Annotated in this window: 12 protein-coding genes; all 12 read left to right on the top strand. The window is 39.1% G+C overall.

All coding sequences use genetic code 11. The annotated features are described in order from the left end of the window. Window positions 1-11: 11 nt before the first annotated feature. The 12 genes from MHH51_RS00325 (at window position 12) to mazG (ending at window position 17,092) form a co-directional block, all read left to right on the top strand. Entirely contained in the window at window positions 12-1,034 is a 1,023-nt protein-coding gene (locus tag MHH51_RS00325; protein ID WP_156988802.1) for an ABC transporter substrate-binding protein, read from the top strand. A gap of 84 nt (window positions 1,035-1,118) precedes the next feature. Next, window positions 1,119-2,168, top strand: coding sequence for an NAD(P)/FAD-dependent oxidoreductase (locus tag MHH51_RS00330; RefSeq protein WP_156988800.1), 1,050 nt, complete (start codon window positions 1,119-1,121; stop codon window positions 2,166-2,168). A 210-nt stretch (window positions 2,169-2,378) separates the two neighbouring features. Further along, window positions 2,379-4,094, top strand: a complete 1,716-nt coding sequence (locus tag MHH51_RS00335; RefSeq protein ID WP_339283936.1) for an ABC transporter ATP-binding protein — start codon at window positions 2,379-2,381, stop codon at window positions 4,092-4,094. 491 nt (window positions 4,095-4,585) lie between these two features. Beyond that, a complete protein-coding gene (gene glmU / locus MHH51_RS00340) occupies window positions 4,586-5,953 on the top strand; it encodes a bifunctional UDP-N-acetylglucosamine diphosphorylase/glucosamine-1-phosphate N-acetyltransferase GlmU (RefSeq protein ID WP_339283937.1) in 1,368 nt (455 codons plus the stop codon). Between the two features lie 26 nt (window positions 5,954-5,979). Further along, window positions 5,980-6,933, top strand: a complete 954-nt coding sequence (locus tag MHH51_RS00345; RefSeq protein ID WP_147212231.1) for a ribose-phosphate diphosphokinase — start codon at window positions 5,980-5,982, stop codon at window positions 6,931-6,933. A 340-nt stretch (window positions 6,934-7,273) separates the two neighbouring features. After that, on the top strand, window positions 7,274-7,906 hold the full coding sequence (locus MHH51_RS00350) for a 50S ribosomal protein L25/general stress protein Ctc (RefSeq protein WP_339283940.1): 633 nt from the start codon (window positions 7,274-7,276) through the stop codon (window positions 7,904-7,906). A gap of 130 nt (window positions 7,907-8,036) precedes the next feature. After that, entirely contained in the window at window positions 8,037-8,600 is a 564-nt protein-coding gene (gene pth, locus MHH51_RS00355; RefSeq protein ID WP_147212229.1) for an aminoacyl-tRNA hydrolase, read from the top strand. Window positions 8,601-8,732: 132 nt separating this feature from the next. Then, complete coding sequence (locus MHH51_RS00360; protein ID WP_147212228.1) at window positions 8,733-8,963, top strand: anti-sigma-F factor Fin; 231 nt, start codon at window positions 8,733-8,735, stop codon at window positions 8,961-8,963. A 382-nt stretch (window positions 8,964-9,345) separates the two neighbouring features. Continuing rightward, window positions 9,346-12,864 (top strand): transcription-repair coupling factor, encoded by a 3,519-nt coding sequence (gene mfd / locus MHH51_RS00365; RefSeq protein ID WP_339283942.1) that lies wholly within the window; start codon window positions 9,346-9,348, stop codon window positions 12,862-12,864. A 400-nt stretch (window positions 12,865-13,264) separates the two neighbouring features. Then, window positions 13,265-13,798 carry a stage V sporulation protein T gene (spoVT, locus tag MHH51_RS00370; protein ID WP_339283943.1) on the top strand — a complete coding sequence of 178 codons (534 nt, stop codon included), beginning with the start codon at window positions 13,265-13,267 and terminating at the stop codon, window positions 13,796-13,798. A gap of 217 nt (window positions 13,799-14,015) precedes the next feature. Continuing rightward, on the top strand, window positions 14,016-15,626 hold the full coding sequence (locus MHH51_RS00375; RefSeq protein WP_339283944.1) for an oligosaccharide flippase family protein: 1,611 nt from the start codon (window positions 14,016-14,018) through the stop codon (window positions 15,624-15,626). Continuing rightward, window positions 15,623-17,092 (top strand): nucleoside triphosphate pyrophosphohydrolase, encoded by a 1,470-nt coding sequence (mazG, locus tag MHH51_RS00380; protein WP_339283945.1) that lies wholly within the window; start codon window positions 15,623-15,625, stop codon window positions 17,090-17,092. The genes MHH51_RS00375 and mazG overlap by 4 nt, the downstream gene beginning before the upstream one ends.

Below are 17,092 nucleotides of genomic sequence, written 5' to 3' on the forward strand. Positions count from 1 at the left end.
GAGGCCGGAACATGAAAAAATATTTACTTTTATTGACAGTTTTTTCTGTCATCACTATATTAGCAGCTTGCGGCAACAACACGAAGGGTAACGCAGTGGAAGAAGGGGAAGCAGCGGAGGATTATCCAGTAACAATCGGTAACTATTCTCTGCCTGAAGGCGGTTCGGCTTGGGAAGAAAAGGATCAAGTTTTTGAACAGGCCCCCGAACGGGTAATGGCAAATACAAGACCCGCAGCTGAGCTATTATTGCATTTAGGCTTAAAGGATAAAATTGCTGGTGTTGGTGCCAGTTTTGGTGCGCCAGATCCAACTGTAGAAGAGGATTATAATGACTTGAACATTTTAAGTGATTCTTATGTAGGCAAAGAAGTGGCCTTAGGAACAGATCCAGATTTAGTCTTTGGACGCGGCGGCTTATTTTCAAACGATGATTGGGGTGTTGGAACGGTAGATTCCTTAAATGAAATGGATGTGAATACCTATGTACTGGAATCTTCCATAGATGGAGCAACCTATGAATCTATCTATAAAGATATTGAGAATTTAGGAAGGATTTTTAACGTACAGGAAGAGGCAGAAGCATTTAGTTCGCAATTAAAAGAGCAGGAACAGTCTATCATTGATAATTTATCGAGTATTGAAGAAAACAAAACATTTGTCTATTTACACATGACGGATCCGAATGAGGTCTCTGTATATGCTGCAGGTGGTGAGAATTTCTTTAATGATGTATTTAGTAAAATAAAGCTTACAAATGCCTTTGAAGGTGAAACAGGAGAGGTAAGCATTGAGACATTAATTGAAACAGATCCGGATGTATTGATTATTCCTACCTGGATAGACAATGATCCTGAAAATGCAGAAAAAATAAAGGAAGGCTTATATAATAATCAGAAGCTTTCAAGTATGAAGGCCATTCAGAATGAACAGGTTTATGCAGTAGATTACAACTACATGTTTGGATATAGCTACAATGCGCTTGATGGAATGGAAATATTGGCGGAAGAAATGTATCCGGAATTATTTAAATAAATTTGATTGAAAAAGGAGAGGAAGCAAGCTCTCTTTCCTTTTACTATCTATTTTATTTTGAAAAGCACACAAGGAGGTTATCTGATGAAAAGTCCAGAGATTTATGATGTAACCATTATTGGAGCGGGCCCGGCAGGTCTCTTCTCTGCTTTTTACAGCGGATTGCGGGAAATGAAGACGAAAGTGATTGAATATCAGGAGCATCTGGGTGGAAAGGTTCATGTATATCCGGAAAAAATGATCTGGGATATTGGAGCGTTAACACCGGTTTCTGGTGAGCAGCTGATTGAGCAAATGATCGAACAGGCTAAAACCTTTCATCCAACGATTGTCTGTAATGAAAAAGTAACTGCAATCTCCAAGGATGAACAAGGGATATTTATACTTGATACTTCCTCAGGAGAAAAGCACTGTTCCAAGACAGTCATTCTTGCTATTGGCGGCGGTATTCTGAACCCGCAAAAACTGGAAATTGACGGAGCAGAGAAATTTGAGATTTCAAACTTGAGCTATACGATTAAATCACTGAAACGATTTAAGGATAAGACGGTGCTTATTTCAGGTGGAGGACATACAGCAGTGGATTGGGCAAATGAACTGGAGCCGATTGCACGAAAGGTTTATTTGGTGTATCGGAAAAATGAACTCAATGCCCACGAGGCGCATGTAACGCAATTAATGAATAGTTCCGTAGATTGTTTATTTGATACGGATATCCAGCGTTTAGTTGCCAACGAGACACGTGAGTATATCCAGCAGGTTGAATTAAAGCACAGTTTGACAAATCAATTATCCCATATTGAAATTGACGAATTAGTAGTTAATCACGGGTTTGTCCGGGAGAAGAAATTGCTGGAGGAAAGCGAGTTGCAGATTGAAATGGCTAATGAATATTTTATTGCCGGCAGCCCATTCAGCGAGACTTCTATACCAGGTATATATGGAGCTGGAGATGTGATTATGTACGATGGCAAGGTTCATTTAATTGCAGGAGCTTTTCAGGATGCCGTAAATGCAGTAAATAAAGCAAAACAGTTTGTAGAGCCTGATGCATTTGAATCAGGGATGGTATCTTCACACAACGATATATTTAAAAAACGTAATAAAAAATTAGTTGCTGAGCTGATAAAGTAAAGCTCTTTGCAGGGGGAGTTCTTTTCATCCCTACTATACTAAAGAAAAAGGCTAAGCTCGTGATGGACTTGGGCCGGGTCTGTAGTTACTCGCCTCTCAAAAAACGTTGTCGTAACATCTTTAAAAATTGCAGCCAGCTGCACAGTGATAAATTAAATAATGTAATCAGCTGATAAAAAGAGAATCAGAACTGGAAGGAGGTTCGTTCCTATGGAATATATTAAACGTTTCTTTTCTTATTATAAGCCTTACAAAGGGCTTTTTATTTTAGATTTTACTTGTGCTATTTTAGTCGGTTTATTAGAACTTGCTTTTCCGTTGGCGGTTAATCGGGTAATTGATCGGCTTTTGCCACAGGGGGATTGGTCGCTTATTATTTGGGCGTGTGTTGCCCTCCTGATGATTTATGGAATTAATACGTTCCTGCATTATGTTGTGACGTATTGGGGACACAGACTGGGGATTAATATAGAAACAGATATGCGTCAGAAGCTGTTTAGCCATATGCAGAAGCTGTCATTCGGTCATTTCGATAATAATAAAACAGGTCATTCCATTTCGCGTTTAACAAAGGACTTAGAAGAAATTGGAGAGATGGCTCACCATGGCCCGGAGGATGCCTTTGTTGCTATCATGACTTTGATAGGTGCTTTTATGATTATGATTGGTATCAATTGGCCGCTGGCAGTCATTTCCTTTATTGTTATTCCTTTATTGATGATCTTTGCGATTTATTTTAATAAATTGATGACGGGAACATTCCGTATGATGTTCAACGATATTGCAGATATAAACTCCAGAGTGGAAGACAGTATTGGCGGAATTCGTGTTGTTCAGGCCTTTGCTAATGAAGAATATGAACAGGATAAATTTGCGGAGAACAATGAGCGGTATCGTCAAACCAAGCTGGCTTCTTACAAGATTATGGCGAAGAATATTATGTCTAATTATTTTTTGATGCGTGTTGTTACTTTATTTACGTTACTGTTCGGAACCTGGTTTGTCATCAATGGTTCCATGACCTACGGTGAATTTGTTGCCTTTTTACTTTTATCGAATATTTTGTTAGCTCCTATACAGAAGATAAATGCAATTATTGAAAGTTATCCAAAGGGCTTCGCCGGCTTCAAGCGCTATACAGAAGTAATGGATATGAACCCTGACATTGCGGACAGCCCTGAAGCGAAGGATATTCCGGTTCATGGAGAGGTTCGTTATGAAAATGTATCTTTTGGTTATCATCCAGCAGAGCATATTCTCCATCGTATAAATCTGCAGATTCAGCCGGGAGAAACAGTTGCCTTTGTTGGTCCTTCAGGTGCAGGGAAAACAACGTTATGCAGTTTACTGCCACGTTTTTACGAGGTAATGGAAGGACATATTTATATAGACGGCCATGATATCCAGGACTTTACCCTGCATTCTCTGAGGAATCAGATTGGCATCGTACAGCAGGATGTATTTCTGTTCTCTGGTACGATCCGGGAGAATATCGCTTATGGCAGGCTTGATGCAACCGATGAAGAAATTATAGAGGCTGCAGAAAAAGCCCAGTTAAAAACATTTATTGATACACAGCCAGATGGTTTAGATACGGTAATTGGCGAGAGAGGCGTTAAATTGTCGGGCGGTCAAAAGCAGCGCTTATCAATTGCACGTATGTTTTTGAAGAATCCGCCTATTTTAATTCTGGATGAAGCTACTTCGGCTCTGGATACAGAAACAGAGCTGGCTATTCAGCAATCACTGGCAGAACTTTCTAAAGGACGGACAACATTATTCATTGCTCACCGGTTAGCAACTATAAAGAACGCAGATCGTATTATTGTGTTAACAAAAGATGGAATTGAGGAGCAGGGAGAACATCAAGAGCTATTGCAGCAGAAAGGGATGTACAGCCGCCTTCATCAGGCTCAGCTTGGCTAATGAATAATGCTTGAATAAAAACATCATATAGCATGTGATTTAAACAGTTAAAATAGACATGTTTAGTCAAAGCAGCAATGGAAGTTAATTAACTTCCATTGCTTTTTTATGTAGTATGAAGATACGAATTCCGGTTATAGTATTTTACTTTATCTGTAATTGGAATTTTTTTCAGGGTTTTTGACTTATTAATTTGTGAATCAATTACCACGAAAAAAATAAAATATGATAACATAGATAATAGAGGATGTTCAAAAAATCCAATAAAGATGACACGGCGAATTTCTTCGTTGACTAGCTTTTTCCGATACTCACGTATTATAATGCATACGCTCCGTTCGTAAAAAGCTAGTCGCCTTGAACTTCTTGGTCCTATTTATCGAATTTTTTGAACACGCACTAATAGAGATTAAATCTACAATTTTATTGAAATAAGGTTTTTTTTACGATATATTTTTAAATGGATATTTAGAGATGATGGAGGTTTCCGAATGGCGAATCGATTTGCTGTAATTTTAGCAGCAGGACAAGGAACAAGGATGAAATCAAAGTTATATAAAGTACTTCATCCTGTAGTTGGAAAACCAATGGTACAGCATGTTGTGGATCAATTGCAACAGACACAATTAGATAAGATAGTTACCATTGTTGGGTTTGGAGCAGATCAGGTAAAAACACAGCTTGGAGATTCGAGTGACTTTGTAGTACAGGAAGAGCAGCTGGGTACGGGACATGCTGTGATGCAGGCTGAACAACTGTTGCAGGATAAAGAAGGTGTAACCATTGTGGCTTGCGGGGATACCCCTTTGATCCGGGCAGAGACATTCCGAAAATTGTTTGAGCATCATGAACAAACGGGCTCTAAAGCAAGTATATTGACAGCTGTCGCAGATGATCCATCCGGATACGGACGAGTTATTCGAAATCAAGCGGGAGAAGTAGAGAAAATTGTCGAGCATAAGGATGCTACAGAAGCTGAATTAGAGGTTGAAGAAATTAATACAGGAACCTATTGCTTTGACAATAAAGCATTATTTGAAGCTTTAAAATCAGTTTCTAATGACAACGCACAAGGTGAATACTACTTACCAGATGTTATAAAAATCTTAGGTGACCAGGGTGAGCGCATCAGCGCTTATGTAGCAGCTGATTTTAATGAGACAATCGGTATTAATGACCGTGTAGCGTTAAGTGAAGCTGAAAAAATTATGAAAAGACGTATTAATGAGCTGCATATGCGTAATGGTGTAACCATCGCGGATCCTGATAATACGTATATTGGCCCTGATGTAAAGATTGCTTCTGATGTGTACCTCCACCCGGGAACGATTCTAACAGGTGAAACATCCATTGAGACCGGTTCGGAAATTGGCCCGCATACAGAAATTAAAGATTGTGAAATTGGAGAAGACACAAATATCCGATTTAGTGTTGCTGCGGACAGCCGCATAGGCAATCGGGTTAATATTGGCCCGTATGCACATATCCGTCCAGCGTCCAATGTCGGTAATGATACGAAAATCGGTAACTTTGTAGAGCTTAAGAAAACAAACCTCGGTGATAACAGCAAAGTTTCTCATCTTAGTTATATTGGCGATGCTAATGTGGGTGAGCGCGTAAATGTCGGCTGTGGTACAATTACAGTAAATTATGATGGTAAAAATAAATTCCTGACAACAATTGAAGATGATTCGTTTATTGGATGTAACTCAAATTTAATTGCACCAGTCACAGTTGGAAAAGGTGCTTACGTTGCAGCAGGATCGACAATTACAAAAGATGTGCCGGATGAGGCATTATCCATTGCAAGATCGAAGCAGGAAAACAAAGAAGGATATGCTAAAAAGTTTAAAAAATAAACTATAAAATCATGGAGGTTAATTGAATGTCATCCAGTTATAAGGATTCATCGTTGAAAGTATTTTCGTTAAATTCGAATGAAGCATTAGCAGAAAAAATCGCAGCTCAAATCGGCACAAAATTAGGGAAATGTACGGTAACACAATTTAGTGACGGAGAAGTACAAATTAATATTGAAGAAAGTGTCCGTGGATCTGACGTTTATGTCATCCAATCTACTTCTGCTCCGGTAAACCAGCATATTATGGAGCTGCTTATTATGATTGATGCTTTGAAACGCGCTTCTGCCAAATCAATTAATATTGTGATGCCATACTACGGTTATGCACGTCAAGATCGTAAAGCGAGAGCGCGTGAGCCAATTACAGCAAAATTAATAGCGGATTTAATTGAAAAAGCAGGAGCAAATCGTATGATTACGCTTGATTTGCATGCACCTCAAATTCAAGGCTTCTTCGATATTCCTATTGACCACTTACAGGGTGTACCAATCTTAGCTACTTATTTTGAGAAGAAAAATTTAGAAGATGTAATTGTTGTTTCACCGGACCATGGCGGTGTTGTCCGTGCCAGAAAAATGGCCGATCGCTTAAAAGCACCTATCGGTATTATTGATAAACGCCGTCCGCGTCCGAATGTTTCAGAAGTTATGAACATTATTGGTAATATTGAAGGAAAAACGGCTATTTTAATTGACGATCTGATTGATACTGCAGGAACAATTACTTTGGCAGCAAACGCATTAATTGAAAGTGGCGCCAAAGAAGTATATGCTTGCTGTACACATCCGGTACTTTCTGGTCCTGCAATTGAGCGGATTAATAACTCACAAATTAAAGAGCTTGTCATCACAGATTCGATTCCTTTACCAGAAGAAAAGTGTATTGATAAAATTACTGAACTATCGGTCGCTTCTCTTCTCAGCGAGGCAATTATCCGTGTTCATGAAATGCAATCTGTAAGTATTCTTTTTGATTAATAAATAAAATATGTTGTTTAGCAGAGGGAATTTCTTCGGCTGGAAATAGAGCTGTCCAGCTCCAAGCGCCAAAAACTAGGAGATTTCACGTCACGCCCTACGATAAGTCAACATCGGTTCGTTACCTCACCGTGTTTCCTTTATCTCAGTTGTGCCGCTCCAATCTCTACGTTTTTAACCAGGCGCTTTCCGCTTTTCTAAATTTAATGTTTAAGTTGTTCCATTTTGGGGTATGTATTATACTGACCGTTTATTTTATTGAGAAAAAGAAATGATGCAAAATCGCAATAAATGACGATGTTTCATATTATTTTTTTAATCAACTTGGAGGGTGATACGAATGGCAGTAAAATTAAACGCACAAAAAAGAGAAGATCTTGCAAAATCAGCAACAAACGAAATTAGAAACAACGGTAGAATCCCGGCGGTTGTTTATGGGAAAAATAAAGATCCCAAGACAGTTTCTGTGGATAGTGTAGATTTAGTCAAAACAGTTCGGGATGAAGGAAGGAATGCAGTCATTTCTCTTCAAGTCGAAGGCAGTGATTCTGTTGATGTTATGCTGCACGATTATCAAATTGATCCGATAAAGGATGATTTACTTCATGCCGATTTCTATATCGTAAATATGTCTGAAGAAATGGACGTTGAGGTTTCTCTTCGCCTGGAGGGTGAATCGAAAGGCGAAAAAGAAGGTGGCGTATTACAGCAGCCATTTTATGAAGTCCAAGTCCGTGCAAAACCAAACGATATTCCAGAGGAAATCGTAGTAGATGTCTCTGAACTGGATGTGAACGACAGCTTATCTATTTCTGACTTGAAAGTAACTGGAAACTATGAGTTTTTAGATGATCCAGATACAACAATCGCTTCAGTTGTACCTCCAACTACGGAAGAAGATTTAGAAACAGATACAGATGAGAATGCAGAACCGGAAGTTATTAAAGAGAAAGACGAAGCAGAGGAAGAATAATTTCTTTCATTTAACAATATATAGAATGTATAAGTAATAACTCCCTTCTTTACTCATATGATACAAATATGTGTAAAGAAGGGTTGTTGTGTTTTCAAGAAAATGTGTTTTTAGAAGTGAGGGCAAGGTAATGAAGTTAATCGTAGGGCTTGGGAATCCCGGCAGAAAATATAAAAAAACACGTCATAATATTGGTTTTTGTGCAATTGATGAGTTATTACAAAGACATGGCTGGAAATTAAACAATTCCAAGTTTCATGGAGAATATGCGATAGAACATTTCAACGGAGAAAAGATTGTATTATTACAGCCGCAAACCTATATGAACTTATCCGGAGAATCAATTCGGCCATTGATGGATTATTATAATATAGATACAGATGATGTTGTTGTGATTTACGATGATTTGGACTTACCCGCCGGCAAAATCAGACTGCGGCAAAAAGGCGGTCATGGCGGGCATAATGGTGTGCGTTCGACCATTGATCATTTAGGCACGAAGGAATTTAAGCGTGTGCGGTTAGGAGTAGGAAGGCCGGTAAATGCAATGCCTGTCGTGGATTATGTATTAGGGAAGTTTCCAAAGGATGAAAAAGAGGCTGTCAGCCAAAGTATCCAACAAGCAGCTGATGCTGTTGAAGCCTGGGTAAATGGTAAACCTTTTATAGAAGTGATGAATGATTTTAATCAATAAAGCATACCTTTGTTTTAAGCAAGGTATATTCTTATTCCCCTCGGTTAAAACTAAATAAAAAGTACAGAGATCCTTTCCAATAAGGAATATCCTGTGCTTTAAAACTTCTTAGTTTTAATCGAGGTGAATGAGATGGTTATCTACTATGGTTGCCGGCATTGCGGAAAAGAACTGGGTGTGTTGAATCATACAGAAATTGATCTGTCCTTACGTTTTCTTGACCTTATAGAAGAGCAGGATATATCAGAAATGATAGTCTTTGAAAAAGACGGTGATTTCCGTTTGGAAGTCATTTGCGAACACTGCCAACAGGCTCTTGAAACGCATCCGGATTATCATGAATTAGATCATTTCTTACAATAGATGAGTGATTATATTTATGATATTTTTAACATAAGCTGATTTTTATTCAGAAATAGCCACATTCAGCTTCAGCAAATAAAGCCTTGGAGCCGACAAGTGAAAGTTTGCAAGGGCTCTGCATTTCGGTTCTTGTAATCATTTTATGAATAAATATATGACCATATATACCATTTTCTTAAAAATTTTTATTATGTTTTTTTGATGATTATACGCAATCAGCGTTTTTTACGAATAGGAGGGGTAAAACCCTTCTTATTTGCATAGATTAAACGATTTTAACTGGCTGGTTAATCCCTAAAAGTCGGTCAATTCTGCGTCTTTTAAGGATTAACGGATGCCAAATTTTCTAAAAATACTTTAACAATTTAGAGGGGAAATACGAATGAAAGCAATTCATAGTTATTTAAAATCACAGGAAGATATACAGTCAATTATGGATGGATTGCTTGCAGGCATGAAAGAGCAGATGGTTGCCGGTTTAAGCGGTTCTGCCAGAAGTCTGCTCCTGTCCACTATATATCAATCAATGAATCGTCCTTTATTAATTGTTACGCATCAATTAGCTCAGGCTCAGCAGCTATATGATGACTTGGCGGAGCTGACAAATGATGAAGGTGTTTATCTTTATCCTGTTAATGAGTTAATAGCCTCTGAAATGGCTGTAGCCAGTCCGGAACTGCGTGCACAGCGAATTGAAGCATTAACAGCTTGGACGCGTAAAGATAAAGGGATATTAATTGCACCTGTTGCAGCATTAAAAAGGATGCTGCCTCCAAAATCATATTGGAATAAATATCAGCTTCTATTTCAAGTTGGCAAGGATATTGAAATGGAGGTTTACTTGCGTTCTCTGGTAGAGATGGGATATGAAAGCACCTCTATGGTTACTGCTCCCGGTGAATTCAGTCAGCGCGGGGGGATTATTGATATCTATCCAATCACGGAAAAGCATCCGATTCGTATTGAATTGTTTGACGAGGAGGTTGACTCTATCCGCTTTTTTGATGCGGAATCACAACGCTCTTTAGATAAGGTGGAAGAGGTAACCATCAATCCTGCCACGGAATTACTAATAGATAGACAAGAAATGTTGAAAGTGGCAGAAAGACTGGAAGATGCACTTTCAGATACATTGAAAAAAGTCAAAAAACCTGCTGATCGTGAAGATCTTGTTGAGATAATTGGTCAGGATATTGAACAATTTAAACAATTGACTCGTTTTCAGGGGATGTATAAATACATCGGCTATTTATATGACGAGCCCGCTAGTTTATTAGACTATTTGCCAAAGAATGGCGTTGTCTTTTTTGACGAAATGAGCCGTATTCAGGAAACAGCAACAAACTTAGATCATGAGGAACTGGAATGGTATACAGGGCTGTTGGAAGGAAATAAAATGGTCCGGGGCAGCCAGTTTTCTTTCGCGTGGAATACACTGATAGATGACATTTCGCATCCGCGTGTATATATGTCTGTATTTATGCGGCATATCCCGAATACCAATCCGCAAAACGTTATTAATCTATCGACCAGAACGATGCAGGAATTTCATGGACAGATGCCTTTATTTAAAAATGAATTAAAGCGTTGGGAAAAAGGAGATTATTCTGTTATTATTCTCACGCCAAGTGAACAGCGTGCCGAAAAAGTGCATTCCATTTTAGAAGATTATGATATTGAAACACAAGTGGAGAAAGAATTAAAACTCCCTATACAAAAGCCGACAATTATCGTTGGCCATCTGCACGGGGGTATTGAATTCCCGATGCATAAGCTGGCAATTATTACAGAAAATGAGCTATTCAAAAAGCGTATGAAACGCTCCAGAAAACAGCCGAAGATTTCGAATGCGGAAAGAATTAAAAACTATCAGGAGTTAAAAGTCGGCGACTATGTTGTGCATGCAAATCATGGTGTCGGGAAATACCTGGGAATTGAAACCTTAGAGGTTAATAAGCTGCATAAGGATTATATGCTGATTCGTTACTCTGGAGATGATAAGCTGTTCGTGCCGATTGACCAGATTGACTTAGTTCAGAAATTTGTTGGTTCAGAAGGAAAAGAACCGAAGCTTTACAAATTGGGCGGTACGGAATGGACAAAGGTAAAACGGAAGGTACAAAGCTCTGTCGAGGATATTGCCGATGATTTAATCAAGCTGTATTCGGAACGTGAATCCCGGAAAGGGTACGCTTTTTCACCTGATTCTGAATTACAACGGGAATTTGAAGCTTCCTTCGCTTATCAGGAAACAGAGGATCAGCTCCGTTGTATTGCAGAAATTAAAGAAGATATGGAAAAAGAAAGGCCAATGGATCGTTTACTTTGCGGAGATGTAGGTTACGGGAAAACGGAGGTAGCTATCCGTGCAGCTTTCAAAGCAGTAGCAGATGGAAAACAGGTAGCTATCCTTGTGCCAACAACAATTCTGGCGCAGCAGCATTATGAGACAATCCGTGAAAGATTTCAGGATTTTCCGATTAATATTGGCTTATTAAGCCGTTTTCGTACACGTAAGCAGTCAAACGATACAGTAAAAGGTCTGGCGGATGGAAATATGGATGTTGTTGTAGGAACGCATCGTCTCTTATCAAAGGATGTCCAATATAAGGATTTAGGTTTACTTGTTGTCGATGAGGAGCAGCGATTTGGTGTAAAGCATAAAGAAAAAATTAAACAGCTGAAAACTAATGTAGATGTTTTAACACTGACAGCAACCCCTATTCCGAGAACATTGCATATGTCTATGCTCGGTGTGAGGGATTTATCTGTTATTGAGACACCACCGGAAAATAGATTCCCGATTCAAACATATGTGATGGAATATAATCCATCCTTTATCCGTGAGGCAGTGGATCGGGAAATGTCCAGAGGCGGCCAGGTGTTCTTCCTGCATAACCGGGTGGAAAATATTGAAAAAATGGCTCGTGATATTGGGATGCTTGTGCCAAATGCGCGAGTGGCTATTGCCCATGGGCAAATGAATGAATCAGAACTGGAGAATGTTATTATCGGCTTCATTGAAGGAGAATATGACATTTTAGTCAGTACAACCATTATTGAAACAGGTGTCGATATTCCAAATGTGAATACATTAATTGTCAATCATGCTGATCATATGGGATTGAGTCAGCTTTATCAGTTAAGAGGGCGTGTCGGACGTTCCAATCGCGTAGCCTACGCTTACTTCACATATCAGCGTGATAAAGTATTAACAGAGGTTGCTGAGAAAAGATTGCAGGCAATTAAAGAATTTACGGAGCTCGGGTCTGGATTTAAAATTGCAATGCGTGATTTATCTATTCGTGGTGCCGGGAATTTATTAGGTGCGCAGCAGCATGGCTTTATTGATTCTGTAGGGTTTGATATGTACTCTCAAATGTTGAAGGATGCAATCGATGCCCGTAAAGAAGGAAAAGAAGTAGAGGATATCAAGCCGTTTGAGCCGGAAATCTCCTTGAAAATTGATGCGTATATTCCGGATGAGTACTTAAAGGATGAGAAGCAGAAAATTGAAATGTATAAGCAGTTCCAAAACTTGGATAGTCCAGAAGCAGTACAGGATCTGAGAGATGAATTAATTGACCGCTTTGGAGATTATCCTGCAGAGGTTGAAAATTTATTCACCGTGAGCATTATGAGAATGCACGCTAAACAACAGCGTGTCCAATCTATCACAGAGGCTCCAAAGAAAATTACGATGCTGATTGATGAAGGAAGAAGTCAGGAAATTGATGGCTCTAAATTATTTGAAGTGGCTAATCAATTTGATCGTCAAATCAGCCTGGGCACAGAAAATCAAAACTTAAAAGCAGGTATTAAATGGAGTAATGACAAGGCCTATAAACGTCACGATGTTGTGGTCGAATTTATTAAACAGTTAAGTAATGTAACTCGGTAAAAATATGGTTTACCAGTGAAAAGCTGCTCTCTATTCCAGGGAGCAGCTTTTTTAATACCTTCTCAAGAAAATATTGATTTTTTATTATCAAATGATTTAAGAGGTGTAAGCAAGGAAGAAGTAGAGCACTACTTGATAATCCGACCAGTATAGAGGGAACCTAATATACTTATTACATGGGGGACAGCGAGAGGCTATCAAGTAATTATGAATAAATAAGGTTTTAAAATTCTATTTTTGGCTTTCTTTTTCATCTCCTCCAAAAAAATAACAAAAATTTCATTTGGAATGTATAGTTATTTCTGGTTGATTAATACTATTACAACAACCGGTGATGAATTATGGAGGGAAGACTTTCCATCCAAGTCAGAATCGTCATTTAGAAAGGGAGGATACTTAGATGAAAGCAACAGGAATAGTGCGACGTATTGATGATTTAGGGAGAGTAGTGGTGCCAAAGGAAATTCGGAGAACCCTGCGTATCCGTGAAGGAGATCCCCTTGAAATTTTCGTTGATCGTGAGGGAGAGGTTATTTTAAAAAAATATTCACCAATCAGTGAGTTAGGCCATTTTGCTAAAGAATATGCAGAGGCATTGTTTCAATCTTTACAATCGCCGGTTATTATTACAGATCGCGATGAAATTATTGCAGTAGCAGGAGAGTCTAAAAAAGAGTACGCAAATAAATCATTAAGCAGCTATATTACTAATATTATTGAAGGACGTTCACCCGTTTATGAAGGTGATAAGTCTCAGGTAGAAATTGTAGATGGAAATGAGCAGGAGCTGCACTCTTATTCGGTTCATCCTATTATTGCCAACGGTGATCCAATTGGCTGTGTGATGATTTTCTCTAAAGAAGATAAACTGAGTAAGGTAGAGCAGAAGGCAGCAGAGACTGCATCTGTTTTTCTGGCTAAACAAATGGAATAGACCGCCCCTCATTCATACTTTTTCAAAAAGAAGCTTTCTCTAGGTTACCCTCCAATCTAGAGTACAAGCTTCTTTTTTGTAGGCAGATCCGAAAATATAGCAGAGAGATTGAGGTAGGCATCTTAGTGATTAGAATGTCAGGGTTTTAAAGACCAAGTGCTTTTCTCCCTGATATGATATACTGAGATAAATTCATTTGGAAAAGGAAAAATTCGTCATGTCAGATAATGAAACAAGCCGGTTGGTTAAAGGTGCGCTTTTACTGAGTATCGCCGGTTTGATAAGTAAAGTGTTTAGTGCCGTTTATCGTATTGTATTGCAAAACCTGACAGGGGATATTGGATTTTATATGTATCAACAGCTCTATCCGTTGTTAGGAATTGCGACGATGCTTGCATTATATGGATTCCCTTCAGCAATTTCTTCGTTGACGGCGACAGAAATCGAAAAGGGAAAAGTATTAACCTGGAAAGGCTTTTATCGCCCTATTCTTCTAATCCTTGGGAGTTTTCATATCATACTTACAGCAGTAATTTATGTTTCTGCACCATTATTAGCTGAAATGGCTGGTGATGAGCATTTTATTGGGTTATATCAGTTGGCTGCAATATTATTTTTGGTTGTTCCGGCTGTGGCAATACTCAGAGGAATACAGCAGGGCAGGTATGAGATGGCCCCTACTGCCCTTTCTCAAATTGGAGAACAGCTGATTCGTGTATGTATAATTATTGTGGGGGCGTGGCTGGTCGGCCAAGGAGTTTTGCAAATTTATGCTATTGGAATAACAGCGGTGCTGGCATCCTTGCTGGGAGGCTTTAGTGCACTCGCCATTCTTTTATTTTTAAACTATAAAAATCAAAATGATTCACATGAAGTGGTAGGCATACCTTCCTTGGAAGAAGCAGTTCCATGGAAGAACTATTTAAGAATCCTCCTGCTGTTTGGGATAGCTGCTGCGATGAATCATATGACACTTTTATTAATGCAATTAGCGGACGCGTTTACGTTTGTGCCGAAATTAATAGCAAGTGGAGCAGGAGAAATAGAGGCCAAGGAGATGAAGGGCGTATTTGACCGGGGACAGCCGCTTATACAGATGGTGACAATTATTGGGTCATCTATTGCCCTGGCAATTATACCGGCAATCAGTCACCAGAAATTAAAAGATCAGAAAAAACAGGTAACCAACTATATTCAGACAGCAATGCATGTTGGTATTTTTATCGCTGCAGGTGCGGTTTTGGGCTTATTTATTATTTTTCCAGAGGTCAATCAACTACTTTATAAGAATACGCAGGGAACGAGTGAACTAAGGTTATTAATTGTGGCTATTGTAATGTCTACCATCTCTATTATCGGTGCATCTATTTTACAGAGCCTGGGCATGATTGTGCGGACAGCCGTATTTATCGGCATCTCATTTGTGGTAAAGGTATGCAGCAACTTGATTCTAATACCGATTTATGGTGTCTATGGAGCGAGTATAGCCACGGTCTCCAGTCTGGGTGTGTTATTGTTGCTTGTAATTATAGAGCTATACCGGAAACTGCCAGGCATGCCATTATACCGTTCGATTTCCTGGAGAAGTTTAGCCGCGGCGAGCTTAGCGATGATAATTTATCTGTTGGTGGTACAAGGAATATTCTCTTCACATGTAATGGATGTAAGAATCCTGCTGCTTGTATATGTAATCTTTATCTCCATATCAGGAGCAGGCCTATTCCTCTTTGTCTTGCTTAAGACTGGCGGATTAACTGAAAATCAGATTAAGATTTTACCGAAATCAGAGTACTTGTTACGTATTTACAAAGGGAGGAAACAACCTTGAAGCAAATAGAAGTCATTGGACTGGGGGCAGGAGATTTAGAGCAGCTGCCGCTTGGTGTATATAGAAAATTAATAAAGACACAGCAGACGATTTATGCAAGAACATTAGATCATCCCGTAATTGAAGCATTGGAAGCAGAAGGAGTTTCTTTTACGTCCTTTGATCAGCTTTACGAAGAGGAAGAGCAGTTTGGAATGGTGTATGAGCGTATTACAGAAAAGCTGATAGAAGCCGCGAAAACAAGTGAGAATAATGTAATTTATGCTGTTCCAGGTCATCCCATGCTGGCGGAGAAAACCGTTCAACTTTTGCTGAGTCAACAGGAAATTAAAGTGTCAATTGCCGGTGGGCAAAGTTATTTGGATGATTTGTTCACAGCGATGAAGATTGATCCTATCGAAGGCTTTCAGTTCGTAGATGGAACAGATTTCAAACGTAATCAGCTTAATTTGCGAAATCATCTATTTGTTTGCCAGGTGTATGATACATTTATCGCGTCTGAGGTCAAGCTGACTTTATTAGAAGAATTGCCATCCGATTATGAAATTTATATCGTAGAGGCAGCTGGGAGCAACACAGAAAAAATTGAAAAAGTCTCATTGGAAGAGTTGGATCACCGGATGGAAATAAGTAATTTAACCACGCTCTATATTCCGCCAGCTCCAGAAGGATATCTTCATCATACGTTTGCATTTTTACGAGAGGTGATGGCGATTTTACGTGGTCCTGACGGATGCCCCTGGGATAAGAAGCAGACACATGAATCCCTCCGTCATCATACCATTGAAGAAGTTTATGAGCTGATTGAAGCGATTGATGAAGAGGATGATGAACATATTGTTGAGGAGCTTGGCGATTTGCTGATGCATATTTTATTGCATAGTCAGATTGGCGAGGATAATGGTTATTTTACGATAGATGATGTGATTCAGTCGATTTCTGATAAAATGGTTTATCGCCATCCGCATGTCTTTTCATCAACAGTAGCAGATACAGAAGAAGCGGTTCTGCAGAACTGGGAAGAGCTGAAGAAACAGGAAAAGGGAAAAGAAAGAGAATCTATATTGGATGGTATCCCGGCAAATCTTCCTTCCTTGGCAAAAGCATATAAACTTACCTCCAAAGCAGGGAAGGTCGGCTTTGAATGGGGACGTGTAGAGGAAGTTTGGGAGAAGCTGAAGGAAGAAATAAATGAGGTTATCGAGGCGGTCGAGGAAAAGGAATTTACGGATGTAGAAGAGGAGCTTGGGGATGTTTTATTTGTCTTAGCGAATATTTCCAGATACTATAAAGTAAATCCTGAGGTGGCATTAGAGCGTGCCAACCGGAAATTCATCAGCCGGTTTCAATATATAGAGGAAAAACTGAAAGAAAACCATCAAACACCTAAAACAGCCTCTCTGCAGGAAATGGATGCTTACTGGGAAGAAGCGAAGAAAAAACAAAAGCTAACAGAGGAGAATTGA

Origin of the sequence: Oceanobacillus sp. FSL K6-3682 (genome assembly GCF_037976165.1) — a bacterium.
GTDB lineage: Bacteria > Bacillota > Bacilli > Bacillales > Amphibacillaceae > Oceanobacillus > Oceanobacillus sojae.

What these genes read in the sequence shown, in the direction of transcription:
- MHH51_RS00375 (WP_339283944.1), top strand. Translation starts at nt 14,016, where the DNA reads ATGTCAGATAATGAAACAAGCCGGTTGGTTAAAGGTGCGCTTTTACTG.
- MHH51_RS00345 (WP_147212231.1), top strand. Translation starts at nt 5,980, where the DNA reads ATGTCATCCAGTTATAAGGATTCATCGTTGAAAGTATTTTCGTTAAAT.
- MHH51_RS00350 (WP_339283940.1), top strand. Translation starts at nt 7,274, where the DNA reads ATGGCAGTAAAATTAAACGCACAAAAAAGAGAAGATCTTGCAAAATCA.
- mfd (WP_339283942.1), top strand. Translation starts at nt 9,346, where the DNA reads ATGAAAGCAATTCATAGTTATTTAAAATCACAGGAAGATATACAGTCA.
- MHH51_RS00330 (WP_156988800.1), top strand. Translation starts at nt 1,119, where the DNA reads ATGAAAAGTCCAGAGATTTATGATGTAACCATTATTGGAGCGGGCCCG.
- spoVT (WP_339283943.1), top strand. Translation starts at nt 13,265, where the DNA reads ATGAAAGCAACAGGAATAGTGCGACGTATTGATGATTTAGGGAGAGTA.
- MHH51_RS00360 (WP_147212228.1), top strand. Translation starts at nt 8,733, where the DNA reads ATGGTTATCTACTATGGTTGCCGGCATTGCGGAAAAGAACTGGGTGTG.
- MHH51_RS00325 (WP_156988802.1), top strand. Translation starts at nt 12, where the DNA reads ATGAAAAAATATTTACTTTTATTGACAGTTTTTTCTGTCATCACTATA.
- glmU (WP_339283937.1), top strand. Translation starts at nt 4,586, where the DNA reads ATGGCGAATCGATTTGCTGTAATTTTAGCAGCAGGACAAGGAACAAGG.
- MHH51_RS00335 (WP_339283936.1), top strand. Translation starts at nt 2,379, where the DNA reads ATGGAATATATTAAACGTTTCTTTTCTTATTATAAGCCTTACAAAGGG.
- pth (WP_147212229.1), top strand. Translation starts at nt 8,037, where the DNA reads ATGAAGTTAATCGTAGGGCTTGGGAATCCCGGCAGAAAATATAAAAAA.